Annotated in this window: 13 protein-coding genes; 2 read left to right on the plus strand and 11 right to left on the minus strand. The window is 51.0% G+C overall.

Annotation, left to right across the window (positions count from 1 at the left end):
- The 4 genes from argB to DEP07_RS15425 form a co-directional block, all read right to left on the minus strand.
- Positions 1 to 801, minus strand: coding sequence for an acetylglutamate kinase (argB, locus tag DEP07_RS15410; RefSeq protein WP_122966093.1), 801 nt, complete (start codon positions 799 to 801; stop codon positions 1 to 3).
- A gap of 13 nt (positions 802 to 814) precedes the next feature.
- The gene (argC, locus tag DEP07_RS15415) at positions 815 to 1,855 is read right to left on the minus strand and encodes an N-acetyl-gamma-glutamyl-phosphate reductase (protein WP_287102694.1); all 1,041 of its coding nucleotides are present in this window, start codon (positions 1,853 to 1,855) and stop codon (positions 815 to 817) included.
- A 210-nt stretch (positions 1,856 to 2,065) separates the two neighbouring features.
- Complete coding sequence (gene cccB, locus DEP07_RS15420; RefSeq protein WP_063229284.1) at positions 2,066 to 2,431, minus strand: cytochrome c551; 366 nt, start codon at positions 2,429 to 2,431, stop codon at positions 2,066 to 2,068.
- 82 nt (positions 2,432 to 2,513) lie between these two features.
- Positions 2,514 to 2,783, minus strand: a complete 270-nt coding sequence (locus DEP07_RS15425) for a YciI family protein (protein WP_217022145.1) — start codon at positions 2,781 to 2,783, stop codon at positions 2,514 to 2,516.
- 143 nt (positions 2,784 to 2,926) lie between these two features.
- On the opposite strand from DEP07_RS15425, the gene DEP07_RS15430 reads away from it, so the two are divergent.
- On the plus strand, positions 2,927 to 4,345 hold the full coding sequence (locus DEP07_RS15430) for a PAS domain-containing sensor histidine kinase (protein ID WP_217022144.1): 1,419 nt from the start codon (positions 2,927 to 2,929) through the stop codon (positions 4,343 to 4,345).
- An 8-nt stretch (positions 4,346 to 4,353) separates the two neighbouring features.
- Here the strand turns inward: DEP07_RS15430 and prfB are convergent.
- The 4 genes from prfB to hpf all read right to left on the minus strand — a co-directional run bounded on the left by prfB (position 4,354) and on the right by hpf (position 9,634).
- Positions 4,354 to 5,467 (minus strand): peptide chain release factor 2 gene (gene prfB / locus DEP07_RS15435; RefSeq protein ID WP_122966089.1). Its coding sequence is split into 2 segments (ribosomal slippage): positions 4,354 to 5,385 and positions 5,387 to 5,467, totalling 1,113 coding nucleotides; the frame shifts between segments, so codons are not numbered across the junction.
- A gap of 124 nt (positions 5,468 to 5,591) precedes the next feature.
- Positions 5,592 to 6,041, minus strand: a complete 450-nt coding sequence (locus DEP07_RS15440) for a hypothetical protein (RefSeq protein WP_063229281.1) — start codon at positions 6,039 to 6,041, stop codon at positions 5,592 to 5,594.
- A 320-nt stretch (positions 6,042 to 6,361) separates the two neighbouring features.
- Entirely contained in the window at positions 6,362 to 8,881 is a 2,520-nt protein-coding gene (secA, locus tag DEP07_RS15445; protein WP_122966088.1) for a preprotein translocase subunit SecA, read from the minus strand.
- Between the two features lie 198 nt (positions 8,882 to 9,079).
- Entirely contained in the window at positions 9,080 to 9,634 is a 555-nt protein-coding gene (gene hpf, locus DEP07_RS15450; protein WP_122966087.1) for a ribosome hibernation-promoting factor, HPF/YfiA family, read from the minus strand.
- A gap of 208 nt (positions 9,635 to 9,842) precedes the next feature.
- Between hpf and DEP07_RS15455 the strand changes: the two genes are divergently transcribed.
- Positions 9,843 to 10,895 carry an HD-GYP domain-containing protein gene (locus DEP07_RS15455; RefSeq protein ID WP_280648632.1) on the plus strand — a complete coding sequence of 351 codons (1,053 nt, stop codon included), beginning with the start codon at positions 9,843 to 9,845 and terminating at the stop codon, positions 10,893 to 10,895.
- Positions 10,896 to 10,968: 73 nt separating this feature from the next.
- Here the strand turns inward: DEP07_RS15455 and DEP07_RS15460 are convergent, their stop codons facing one another.
- The 3 genes from DEP07_RS15460 to DEP07_RS15470 all read right to left on the minus strand — a co-directional run bounded on the left by DEP07_RS15460 (position 10,969) and on the right by DEP07_RS15470 (position 12,822).
- On the minus strand, positions 10,969 to 11,166 hold the full coding sequence (locus DEP07_RS15460; protein ID WP_063229318.1) for a cold shock domain-containing protein: 198 nt from the start codon (positions 11,164 to 11,166) through the stop codon (positions 10,969 to 10,971).
- A 90-nt stretch (positions 11,167 to 11,256) separates the two neighbouring features.
- On the minus strand, positions 11,257 to 11,931 hold the full coding sequence (locus DEP07_RS15465; RefSeq protein WP_287102695.1) for an amino acid ABC transporter permease: 675 nt from the start codon (positions 11,929 to 11,931) through the stop codon (positions 11,257 to 11,259).
- An 87-nt stretch (positions 11,932 to 12,018) separates the two neighbouring features.
- Positions 12,019 to 12,822, minus strand: a complete 804-nt coding sequence (locus tag DEP07_RS15470; protein ID WP_063229276.1) for a basic amino acid ABC transporter substrate-binding protein — start codon at positions 12,820 to 12,822, stop codon at positions 12,019 to 12,021.
- Positions 12,823 to 12,911: the final 89 nt, after the last annotated feature.

Genomic DNA, 12,911 nt, shown 5'->3' on the forward strand with positions numbered 1-12,911 from the left:
TTAATTGGCGTGATTTACATTCATTCTGACCGTTGTACCGACTGTCTCCCCTGTGCAGACGCCGAGCAAGTCTTCCGCTGTTCCCCTGCAAATGACGACCTGATTGACGCCTTGACCGAGTGCATCCAGTGCTGCCTGAACCTTCGGAATCATTCCGCCAGTAATGATTTGGGCCTCGATCATCGCTTGAATCTCTTCTGTGCTTGTTTGAGCGACAATTTCTTTGGTGCCATCTGCTTGCGGCCGCATGATCCCTGGAACATCTGTTACCATGATCAGCTTTTCCGCAGAAAGTGCTGCCGCGATTGCGCCCGCTGCTACATCCGCGTTGACGTTGTACGTATCCACCCCGTTATCGCTCACGGACAGCGGAGCAATGACCGGAACGTAGCCTTTTTCCAGAATCGCAGCCGGAATGGCCGTATCGGCTTTCGTAATCTCTCCTACCCAGCCCAGCGGTTTGGACGTTTTTTGCGCCACGAGTGTCTGTCCGTCGATTCCGCTCACGCCCCATGCCTTGGCGCCCGCTTGGGTCAAGCGCCGCACGAGTAGCTTGTTGATGCTTCCGCACAAAATCATTTCCACGACGCGCAATGTATCTTCGCAAGTCACGCGCAACCCGTCGACAAACTGCGGCGTGATTTGCACGCGGTCCAGCATGCTGTTAATCGCAGGCCCCCCGCCATGCACGATAACGATCTGCTTGCCTTCCTGTTGCAGCTTCGCAATCGCCTGAAAAAAAGAGTCCGGCAACTGATCCATCGTGCTGCCGCCGCATTTGATAACGACTATCCCCTGCATCGCTTTTCCTCCTCTACGGGAATACCGGAACGAGCGGCAAACCCGTTTTTTCTGGCATTCCGAACATGACGTTCATATTTTGCACCGCTTGGCCTGCTGCCCCCTTCATCATGTTGTCGATCACGGACAGCAAAACGACCCGACCCGTACGCTGATCTACATGAATGGCGATGTCGCAGTAATTGGAGCCGTACACTTCCTTCGTATGCGGATAGCTTCCCGCTGGACGTACACGGACAAACGGTTTGTCAGCATAAGTCGCTTCGTACAGCTCCTGTATTTGCGCCTGGCTTACCTCCTGGCTCAGTTGACCGTAAGCCGTGACCAAAATCCCGCGCGTCATCGGCACGAGGTGAGGAGTAAACTGCACGATCGTCTCCACGCCGCTCTGCTTGTGCAGCTCCTGCTCAATCTCTGGCGTATGCTGATGGCTGCCTACTTTGTAAGCATGGATGCTTTCGTTGATTTCGCTGTAGTGAACGCCGAGCGAAACACCTCGGCCTGCCCCGGAAACACCTGACTTGGCGTCAACGATCCAACTGTTCGGCTTGACCCACCCGCTTTTCATCAAAGGAATCAAAGCGAGGAGTGCCGCTGTCGGATAGCATCCCGGATTGGCAATGAGGCTGGCACCTGCGACCTGCTCCTGATTCCATTCCGTCAGTCCGTATGCCGCCTGCTCGACAAAGCTGGCTGGCGCTGGCTCTTTTTTATACCAGGCTTTGTATACATCGCCCTTCTCCAACCGAAAATCGCCGGACAGATCGATCACCTTCACGCCGCTCTCGACGAGTTGTGGAGACAATCCGGCGCTGACCCCCGCAGGCGTGGCCAGAAAAATCAAATCATTCGCTTTGCTCATGCTGTCCGCATCAATAGGCAAAAGCTTTGGCAACCCCAGCCCGCTTACATGCGGAAACGTTTTTTCCAGTCCCTCTCCATCCACCGAGCTTGAATATACATTTGCTATTTCAACTTGAGGGTGGCCAGCCAGCAGACGAATCAATTCCGCTCCGCCGTAACCAGTTGCCCCAACGATTCCGACCCGAACCATGAACCTCTCCCTTTCTTTATATCCGTTTTTGTATTTTTATACATGAATGATAATAAAAATTCAGATGAAATACAACTGGCAAATCTGTATGCGCTAATTTTTCTGCTGGTGCTCAGCCTTAATTGGTTCTTCGCCAGCATGAATTTTTATAAGTCCCTAGCAATAAAAAAACGCCCGGATATTCTCCGAGCGCTTCGTTCTTGCCGTTATTTACTTTTTGTCAGCAAGCCAAGCTGCGATGTTTTCCGCGTCTGTCCCTTTTACCAGTCCAGGCGGCATCGCGCCCTTGCCTTTGTTCAACACTTCCAAGATTTGATCTTTTGTCAGTTCCGAGCCAATCTTTTGCAGGTTGGGACCAACTGCGCCCTCCAGCGATTGGCCGTGGCACCCGGCACAGGTGTTTTTAAACAGCGTTTCTGCCGTTGCAGCATCGTAGCTGCCGGATGGAGCCGTGGTGGAAGGCGATTCAGTAGCCGGCTTCTCAGCAGGGGGTTGCGTCTGCTGATTGCCGCCGCCACAGGCGCCTAGCGAGAATGTGAGTACAGCCGCAAGCAGGGTGAACGGGATGCGTTTCAAGGCTGTTCCCTCCTTATTTAAGTAGAAATTCTTCGCTAAGTATGCCTCGACGACGACTTCTTCATTCCTCGCCCTGCCGAATTTAGGTCAAAGGCAGTTCAAGCGGGCTCCACTCGCGCAGCTCCAAAGTCCGCGCCCCTTCTACTACGACCGGATCGGCTTCGGCCAGTTTGCGCGCTTCGTCCAAGGACTCTGCCTTGTAGATGACCAGACCGCCCTGCTTGTCCGTGAATGGTCCTGCCATAAACACCTTGTCCTGACGGTACAGATCGTTAATATACTCCAAATGCGCTGGCCTGATTTTGGCATTCAATTCCTGATCAACAATCGGCAAAAAAGCGACATACAACATGCGTGAACCCTCTCCTTATCAGTTCGTGCGTTTGTTTGCAGTATACCATATTTGACAATCAGGACTTTAGCCCGGGTAGGATTTTTTCACTCTACAGCGAACGTTTTGAAATGGAGCAAGAAGCGACAGAAAGGCGGTCAGGTATGGGTACGCAGTTGCAGTTGTACAATTCGCTCTTCCATAACAATCCCGATGCTGTTTACATTATCGACATGCATGGCAACCTTACTGGCGTCAACGCCGCAGGAGAAGAACTGTTGGGCTACTCCGCTCCTGAACTGCTGCGGATGAAAATGTGGGAGCTGATTGCCCCTGTTCCTCAGCCGGACAAGGAAAGACTGGTTAGCCTGCTTAAAGAAGGCGTTCGCAAAAATATACCGTACCGTCTCCGACATCGGGACGGACGTTATTTGGAGATCAGCATCTCCAGCTTCCCAATCTTTCATAACGGAGAAATCGTTTGCCGCTATTCGATTGCCAAGGATGTCACACGCCAAAAGCAGACAGAAGAAGCGTTACTTTTCATGCAAGAAAATTTTCGGCTGATTTCGGAAAACATCATGGATCTGATTTTGATTGTCGACTTGAACGGGCACATTACATATGCATCGCCATCGATTCAATCCGTTCTTGGTCTGTCTGCCTCGCATATTTTGCTCCGGCACTTTTCCATTTTGATACAGCCTGAGCAGCGTCAAGCCGCCAGCCTTGATTTTCAAAAGATGATCGTGGACAAGATACCACTGGAAGCCGAGTATTCGTATCGTCATCCCGATGGCCGGATGCTTATTTTTGAGTTCAAAGGAACGCCGGACATCGGAGCAGACGGCCACGTGAAAAATACCGTAATCGTTGCCCGCGATATTACAGAGCGGCGGCATTCGGAGGAGCTGCTGCGTTACTCGGACAAGCTCTCCGCCCTCGGCGAGCTTGCCGCAGGCATCGCGCACGAAATCCGCAATCCGCTCACTTCATTGAAAGGATTCCTGCAATTGATGGAAAGCGAACCGGCAACAAACCATCAATATGTGCAAATCATGCTTTCCGAAATCGAGCGCATCTCTTCCATCACGAGCGAGCTTTTGCTGATGGCCAAGCCACAGACTCAGCGGTACGCGCCAAACGGTCTGCTGCCGCTGCTTCACTCTGTCATCAAGCTGCTTGCGCCACAAGCGCTGTTAAAAAACGTGAATATCGTGACACATTTTCCGTCAGCTACTTCGCTGATTCCTTGTGAGGAGTATCAAATCAAACAAGTGTTTATCAACATCATAAAAAACGGCATGGAAGCCATGCCGTCAGGAGGAATCCTCTCCATCGCAGTCGTCGAGGACGATCAGAACGTCCTGGTTCGGGTAACCGATCAAGGCCACGGCATACCCGAGGAGCTGCTTCCGCGATTGGGAGAGCTATTTTACAGTACAAAAGAAACCGGAACGGGTCTGGGGCTTCTCGTAAGCTCCAAAATCATTCGCGATCATGGTGGTACGCTTGAAATCACGAGCAAACTCGGCAAAGGAACCACCGTCATGATTACTTTGCCGAAAGTCGTGCAGTCATAAGCGACTCTCTATCGATTGATCTGCGCGCGCAGATACGCGTCGATAAAAGCGTCGATCTCGCCGTCCATGACAGCCTGAACGTTTCCTACCTCCATGTTCGTCCGGTGGTCTTTTACCAAGCTGTACGGATGGAAAACGTAGGAACGAATCTGGCTTCCCCAGGCGATATCCTTCTGCTCGCCCTGAATCGCAGCCAGCGTCTTTTCCTGCTCCTCCCTCTTTTTTTCAAACAGGCGAGCCGTCAGCATTTTCATCGCCCGCTCCCTGTTTTTGATTTGTGAGCGCTCGGTTTGGCACGTAACCACAATGCCTGACGGCAAGTGGGTAATCCGGACAGCGGAGTCAGTCGTGTTGATGTGCTGACCACCCGCACCACTGGAACGATAGGTGTCGATCTTGAGGTCTTCCGTGCGGATGTCGACTGCATTGTCGTCCTCAATTTCCGGGAGAACGTTGCAGGAAACAAATGATGTATGGCGACGCCCGGAGGCATCAAATGGGGAAATACGCACGAGACGGTGCACGCCTTTTTCCGATTTCAAATATCCATAAGCGTTGTACCCTTTGATCAGGAGGGTAACGCTTTTGACACCTGCTTCATCCCCTGGCAGATAGTCGAGTGTCTCGACCTTAAAGCCTTTGGCATCCCCCCAACGTGTATACATTCGCAAGAGCATGGATGCCCAATCTTGCGACTCCGTTCCCCCGGCACCAGGATGCAGCTCCAGGATCGCGTTGTTTTTGTCGTATTGATCGCTTAAAAGCAGCTCCAGCTCAAAGCTTTCAAACGACTTTCTCAGCTCCTGGGTACTGTCGTACAAATCCTGGATGAGGGAAGTTTCGCCTTCTTCGATGACGAGTTCCAGCATCAACTGGAGGTCTTCGTATTGGGAATCCAGCTTGCCCATCGTCTCGACAAGACTTTTGATAGCGTTCAGCTCGCTGATTGTTTTTTGCGCAGCCTCGTTGTCGTCCCAGAAGTCTGGAGCAAGCATGCGCTCTTCCAATTCGCCGATCCGCTCTTCCTTTACAGGGAGGTCAAAGAGACCCCCTGATATCCGCTAAACGCTTAGCCATACTGGACATCTCTTGTTTGATGTCCGCAATATCGATCAATGCCATTTTTGCGAGTCACCTTCTCTTTACGTAAGCTAAGTTTATTGTAACGTAATTCGCTAGATCCGCAAACCTGGCAACCTGCCGTGCGTAAAAAGTGTGATTCGCCTTTTGTCTGGCGTGTGCTCTGCTATGTGGCCATCGGCGGTGATGGCGAGGATCTCAAGTCTCGGATTTCATGTGGTTGTTTATTATCCGCCTGCGGCGCCACCACCAATGAGAGATGATCCTTGCGCACCTGTACCGCTCGTTTGCGTATCATTTGTTTGCTTCGTTCTACTCTGCGTTTTCTCTGCCCCGCAGCCACCGGACTTCGCTGGCGTTGATCCAGCATGCCTTTTGGCGGAATGAGCACTCCTTGCGTCCAGTTCGGCTCCGGGATCTCTGCTGTCAGCCGTTCTTCATAGAAGACAGGGTCTTCTGCGGTAAAGACGGCCGGCTCCTCCCCGCGCTCTTCCTTCGCGATCCATTTGACTTTTTTATGTTCTCCCGCTGTTTTCAATACCGCTTTGAGTGTAACCCCGATTCTCTCCATCATGTTTTTCGTCTGTATGCCCATCACGTTGACTGTCGCTTTCATGTCCCATTCCCCCGTCCCCGTGTATTTGGTAAAAGTGTTGTACTTATGATTCTATTGATTTTTCCGAACATTTCCACCTGAATCGTTCGATGACTTTTACCAGTGTTAGACAAATAGACCGACCATAACAGGCGGCGAGGAAAAGATCAGGACGAATAGTGTCTATGCGTCAGGAAACAATTTGCAAATTCGGCTTGTTCGAGCTTTTTGGCGACTACATGCTCTCATTGTGTCGAGATGCCACTTCTTTTGAGCAAAGAAATGAAAAAAGCACCCCTCTCGCAGCAAAATGCGGCTGCAAAGAGGAGTGCTCGATTGACCTACTGTTTTTTGTTTTGACGGCGGCGTTCCTGTTCCTGAGCACGGCGCTGTGCGCGGTTTTTCGGGTCCGCATCGTTGGACTCTTCCGCTTCCGGATTTTCCGAAGGGCCGGAAGTTTGCAGCTGGCTTGGATCAATGCCTTGGCCGCGGATGACGTCCTGGCGCTCCAGGTTTTGGCTCACTTCAGCCTTCATGATGTACATCGCCACCTCTTCCTGTACGGAAGCAAGCATGGCTTGATACATCTCGTAGCCTTCAAACTGGTATTCGCGCAACGGATCGTTTTGCGCATAGGCGCGCAGGTGAATCCCTTGGCGCAACTGATCCATCGCATCGATATGATCCATCCACTTGCTGTCGACAGCGCGCAGAATGACCACTTTTTCGAACTCGCGCATCATCTCGCCGATTTGAGCTTCGCGCTCTTTGTACTGTTTGTTGACTTCGGCTTTCAAAAGCTCAAGAATTTCTTCTGCTTCTTTGCCTTTCAGCATGGAAACGGTAATGTTCTCTTCGTGCAGGAAGCCGTTGTTCGCCGCATCTGCCAATGCTTGCAGATCCCAATCCTCTGGAACCTCTTCTTTTGGACAATGCTGTTCGACGGCACGCTCCAGCACGCTGTAGATCATATTCAACGCGACATCGCTCAAGTTAGCTTGCTCCAGGATGTCTTTGCGCTGCTTGTAAACAACGAGACGCTGCTGGTTCATCACGTCGTCGTACTGGAGTACGCCTTTACGTGCATCGAAGTTGGAGCCTTCGACACGTTTCTGGGCGGATTCAACCGCGCGAGTCACCAGACGGCTCTCGATCGGCATGTCTTCTTCCATGCCCAAGCGATCCATCATGTTCATGATGTTGTCCGCGCCAAAGCGACGCATCAGCTCATCCTGCATCGACAGGAAGAACTGGGAAGAACCCGGGTCCCCTTGACGTCCGGCACGTCCGCGCAGCTGGTTGTCGATCCGGCGGCTCTCGTGGCGCTCTGTACCGATGATGTGCAGACCGCCCAAGTCCGCTACGCCTTCACCCAACTGGATGTCGGTACCGCGACCGGCCATGTTGGTAGCAATCGTCACTGCCCCGTACTGACCGGCACGAGCGACGATTTCCGCCTCGCGCTCATGGTGCTTCGCATTCAATACGCTGTGCGGAACGCCTTTTTGCTTCAACATATGCGACAGGCGTTCAGAGTTCTCGATGGAAATCGTACCAACGAGAATCGGCTGGCCTTTTTTATGACGCTCGACGATATCGTTTACAACCGCACGATACTTGGCTGCTTCTGTCTTGAACACCAGGTCAGGCATGTCTTGACGAATGACTGGCTTGTTCGTCGGAATGACCACGACATCGAGGCCGTAAATCTTTTTGAACTCTTCTTCCTCGGTTTTGGCCGTACCCGTCATACCTGCCAGCTTCTCGTACATACGGAAGTAGTTTTGCAGCGTAATCGTCGCGAGTGTCATGCTCTCGCTTTGCACGCGCAGCCCTTCCTTGGCTTCGATCGCCTGGTGCAAGCCATCGCTGTAGCGGCGGCCGACCATCAGACGTCCTGTGAACTCGTCGACGATCACAACCTCGCCTTCCTGCACCACATAGTCCACGTCAAGCTTGAACAGCACTTGTGCTTTCAGCGCTGCGGTAATATGGTGGTTCAACGTGATGTGCGCCGTGTCGTACAGGTTGTCGATATTGAAAGCTTGCTCAACCTTGCCTACCCCTTCGTCCGTGAGGTTGACGATTTTCAGCTTTTCATCAATGGTAAAGTCTTTTTCCGGCTCCAGTCGCTTCACAAAATGCGAGCAGATGTAGTACAGCTCAGTCGATTTGTTGGCCGATCCGGAAATAATCAACGGAGTACGCGCCTCGTCGATCAGGATGCTGTCCACCTCGTCAATGATGGCAAAAAAGAGCGGACGTTGCACCATCTGTTCTTTGTACAGAACCATGTTGTCCCGCAAATAGTCAAAACCGAACTCGTTGTTCGTACCGTACGTAATATCACAAGCGTAAGCTTCCCGCTTTTCTTCCGGGCTCAGTCCGTTTTTGTTCAGACCGACTGTCAGCCCCAGGAAGTTGTAGAGCTGACCCATGATCCGCGAGTCGCGCTCTGCCAAGTATTCGTTCACAGTTACGACGTGAACGCCTTTGCCGAGCAAAGCATTGAGGTACGTTGCCAGGGTGGCAACCAATGTTTTCCCCTCACCGGTTTTCATCTCGGAGATACGGCCTTCTTGCAGCACCATACCACCAATCAGCTGAACATCGAAGTGACGCATGCCCAAAACCCGCTTGGATGCTTCGCGGACAACAGCAAATGCTTCATTCAAAATTTTGTCGAGCGGCTCTCCCTGAGCAAGTCTCGCTTTAAATTCCGCTGTTTTTTCCCGCAGCTGGTCATCGGAAAGCGCAGATACAGTTGATTCCAGCGCATTGATTGCTTCCACGCGCTTGAACATTTTTTTTACTTCACGTTCGTTGCTGTCGCCAAATATCTTTTTAACGAGTCCTAACATGAGGACACCCCTTCCATATGCTTCCGAACAAACATATCGTATGATTTGGCCTAAGCCTGAAATAAAATAAGATCGATTCTACGAAAATAAGACTTTCTAAAAAGCTATTTTAACAAATAGAAGCTCATATACACAAGTAAAGGGAGTTGCCAAAAGCAACTCCCTAGTCTTATACGAGTAACAAGGTGTAAAGTTTCGTTATTTCGGTTCAATTAATCCATAGCGCCCGTCGTTGCGGCGGTACACCACGCTGACATCGTTGGTGTCGCTATTTTGGAAAACGAAGAAGCTGTGTCCCAGCATATCCATCTGCATGACGGCTTCCTGCGCATCCATCGGTTTTAAGTCGAAACGTTTTGTTCTGACAATATCGATATCAACATCTTCCTCATCGACATCTGGTATTATCACAGCTACGGATTGACTGTCGCGCTGGCCTACTTTCGCAGCGGAATCAACTCGCAGCTTGCGCATCAATTTCGTTTTGTGCTTGCGAACTTGACGCTCGAGCTTTTCTGCCACCAGATCAATAGCGGCATACATATCCTCGTGTGTTTCTTCTGCTCGGATAATGACCCCGGCAAGCGGGATAGTTACCTCGATCGTGCCTTCTCCGCGATGTACATGCATGGTAACTTGTACATCGGCAGGCGTTGTTTCGAAATATTTTTCGAGACGGCCGACTTTCTTTTCCACATACTCTCTCAGTGCTGCGGTGACTTGAATGTTTTCTCCACGAATGTTAAATTTCATGGTTCCAACCTCCTTCCGTCTATATATAGGTATTCGGCACCCCTGTAAATAATCCTGCTCCAATCTCAAAAAAATCTTAGTGAAAATTTTACAATCCGGCAACAGTCGACAGAATTTTACCAATACTTACTAGATGCCCTATGCTATAATAGAAGGGTAATCACTCTATCCTATATATCGCGGTCGTCATCGCACTGGAGGAATCCTCATGGCAGAGGTGAAACCTTCTCATTCCATTATTGGCACAACGCTCGCGCAAGACGTCTACAATGAGTACGGCCTGCTTCTTTTGCCCGCCGGAGCTGTCCTTCACATGAGTGACATTCGCCTTTTGGAAGCGCATCAAATCCAGTCGGTGCATGTCGCTTCTGAACAGGAAACTCCTGAGGTGCCGTTGCCCATGCTGCATTGGAACGAGGCACAGGCTGCCCGTGAGTACATTGCAGCAGTCAAGCAAACCGAGCATTTATTCAAACAGATCGCTACAGGTTCTGTTCCTCCCTTGCAGCAGTTCAACAGCACGTTTTATCCGCTGCTGGATCAGGTTCTCCAGCAAATGGGCTTTCTTCGGTTCATCTACATCAAAGAAGGGACGGAAGACTACACGTACCGCCATTCTCTTCATGTAGGAATCGTGGCTGCCCTGATAGGAAAAATTTTAGGACGACCCCAGGAGGAAATCTATCGCCTGGGACAAGCAGGTCTTTTGCACGACGTCGGGAAAATGATGATCCCGGATGAGATTTTAGCCAAGCCAGACCGCTTGACCGATGAAGAGTATGAGATCATGAAACGCCACACCATCTACGGCAATGAGCTGCTCATGTCGATGGAAGACGCTGACGAATGGATTGCCAGATGCGCCTTGATGCACCACGAGCGTCTCGATGGCAGCGGCTATCCACTCGGCCGCAAAAAGAAAGACATCCCCTTTGAGTGCCAGATCATCAGCGTGGCAGACGTTTTTGATGCCATATGTACGGATCGCGTCTATCGTCGCGGCACCTCTCCTTTCCAGGCTGCCAACGTCCTGTGGGAACTGGCATGCCAGGGCAAGTTGAATCCGCTGATCGTCTCCCGCTTTATCCAGTACATCATTTTGCTGTATGTCGGCTCCCAGGCTTTGCTCAACAATGGCGACCACGTCGAAATCATCATGATTCATACGGATGAACCCATGCGTCCACTCGTTCGCAGAGGAGACGAATTTGTGGATTTGCGCGATTATCGGGAGCTATTCATTACGAGAATGATCAGCTGAACTACAGCTGCCTTACTAAAAATCCCCCTGAGCCGGTAGCGCGGCCAGGGGGATTTGCTGTCATCGATATGTTTTACAGTTTGACGACGTTCGCTGCCTGTGGCCCGCGGTCGCCCTCCACGATATCAAATTCCACAGCTTGTCCTTCTTCCAGTGTGCGAAATCCATCCGTTTGAATGGCCGAGAAGTGGACGAATACATCATCGCCATTTTCCCGCTCGATAAAACCGAATCCTTTTTCTGCGTTAAACCATTTAACTTTGCCTTGCATGAAACAGCACAACCCTTTCTTTTGTAAAAATTTGGATAAAAATCCTTTGTGTACAACCATAGTCTCCCCAATTCGAGGAAACGCATTCTTCTATCTCGTAGAATATTTTTTCTCCAGGCCGCGCACGACGACCCGTGACAAAAACAGTGTCAGCACCAGGTAGACGGCTGCCTCCGTCAAGTAAGGAGGGTAGCGCTCAAATGTGCTCTTCGCCACGTTCATGGCGGCGTAGTTCAACTCTGGTGTCGCGATTACCGCACAAAGGGACGAATCCTTCAAGAGGGCAATAAATTCGTTCCCGATCGCCGGCAGCATGCGCGTAAACGCCTGTGGCAATACAATCAGGCGCATCGCCAGCCCCTTTGTCATCCCCAGCGAGCGCGCCGCTTCCATCTGCCCTGGATCGATCGATTGAATCCCCGCCCGAAAAATCTCGGCGATGTACGCAGCAGCATTGAGCGACAACGCTACAAAACCGGAATAAATCGCTTCAGGACTGTTCTCTCCCGGAAAAAACACCGCCCATATCGACGGAATGACGGCGAAGTGGATTAGCAAAATTTGCACCAGCATCGGCGTTCCCCGAAACAACTCTACATAAATGGAGCATGTCCACCGCCAAAAGCGGTTGGTCGACATTTTGCCCAAGCTGATAAACAGCCCGAGGAAAGTCCCGCAAACGGTAGCTACTGCCGTCAGTAAAATCGTATTGATAATGCCGCGGATAAACAGTTCCCTGTACTCATAGATGACGCTCCAGTCCAATGGCAAGTCCTCCCTTCCTGTGTGTCAGCACTGGAGTTCACAAACACCGGGCGCGTCCTCGCGGCGCACCCGGCTTGTTGTCGCTGACTACTTGCTGCCGAAATACTGGGTATAAATTTCTTGGAGCTTGCCATTTTCCTTGATTTTCTTCAGGCCGTCGTTGATTTTGTTCAGAGCGTCTGTGTTTCCTTTTTTGACCATGATGCCGTAAAATTCTTTTTCAAAAGAGTCGTCCTTGATCAGTTTGAATTTCTTGTCTTTGATTTTATTTACGTAATATTGCAGTACGCCATTATCACCTACAACTGCATCGACACGGCCATTGAAGAAGTCGTCCACAGACGAAGGCATGTCGTCATAGCCTTTCAAGCCTTCATACGTATCGCCAAACGCCTTTTTGACCACCTCTTCCCCTGTAGTGGCAGCTTGTACCCCGATCTTTTTGCCTTTCAGATCAGCCAGCTTGCTGACAGGGGAGTCTTCTGCGACCAAAATCAATTGATTCGCCTCGAAGTACGAATCCGAGAAGTCGTATTTCTCCTTGCGCTTGTCCGTGATCGTGATGGACGATATCCCGATGTCCACCGTGCCTTTGTCCAGGCCGTCAAACAGCGGGTCCCAGCCTGTGTTTTTCCACTCGATCTTGAATCCTCCCGCTTCGGCAATCGCATTCATCACATCGATGTCATGCCCGCTGATTTTGTCAGCCTCAAGCATTTGGAATGGCGGGTAAGCCGCATCCGTTCCGACCACGTATACTTTGTCCTGGGAACCGCCCCCGCTCGTACCGCTTCCCGAAGACTGCTGGCCTCCCGAACCACAGGCAGAGACCAAAAGCCCCACACCTGCCACCAGCACAAGAGACTTGAACCACTTTTTCCCGAAACCCATTCGAAATCCCCCTTGTTTCTCTCTGTATAGCTTACTTTTCCCCAGCACTGTCCACATGGAAATCGTGTGTTTTTTGCGTTCTCCACAAA

It is taken from the genome of Brevibacillus sp. (genome assembly GCF_003521185.1).
In the GTDB taxonomy this organism is placed as follows: domain Bacteria; phylum Bacillota; class Bacilli; order Brevibacillales; family Brevibacillaceae; genus Brevibacillus; species Brevibacillus parabrevis.

Bases quoted from the DNA above. Each gene is read 5' to 3' on its own strand.
- argC (WP_287102694.1), bottom strand. From the start codon at position 1,855: ATGGTTCGGGTCGGAATCGTTGGGGCAACTGGTTACGGCGGAGCGGAA.
- DEP07_RS15470 (WP_063229276.1), bottom strand. From the start codon at position 12,822: ATGGGTTTCGGGAAAAAGTGGTTCAAGTCTCTTGTGCTGGTGGCAGGT.
- argB (WP_122966093.1), bottom strand. From the start codon at position 801: ATGCAGGGGATAGTCGTTATCAAATGCGGCGGCAGCACGATGGATCAG.
- DEP07_RS15430 (WP_217022144.1), top strand. From the start codon at position 2,927: ATGGGTACGCAGTTGCAGTTGTACAATTCGCTCTTCCATAACAATCCC.
- hpf (WP_122966087.1), bottom strand. From the start codon at position 9,634: ATGAAATTTAACATTCGTGGAGAAAACATTCAAGTCACCGCAGCACTG.
- DEP07_RS15460 (WP_063229318.1), bottom strand. From the start codon at position 11,166: ATGCAAGGCAAAGTTAAATGGTTTAACGCAGAAAAAGGATTCGGTTTT.
- DEP07_RS15440 (WP_063229281.1), bottom strand. From the start codon at position 6,041: ATGAAAGCGACAGTCAACGTGATGGGCATACAGACGAAAAACATGATG.
- DEP07_RS15455 (WP_280648632.1), top strand. From the start codon at position 9,843: ATGGCAGAGGTGAAACCTTCTCATTCCATTATTGGCACAACGCTCGCG.
- DEP07_RS15425 (WP_217022145.1), bottom strand. From the start codon at position 2,783: ATGTTGTATGTCGCTTTTTTGCCGATTGTTGATCAGGAATTGAATGCC.
- secA (WP_122966088.1), bottom strand. From the start codon at position 8,881: ATGTTAGGACTCGTTAAAAAGATATTTGGCGACAGCAACGAACGTGAA.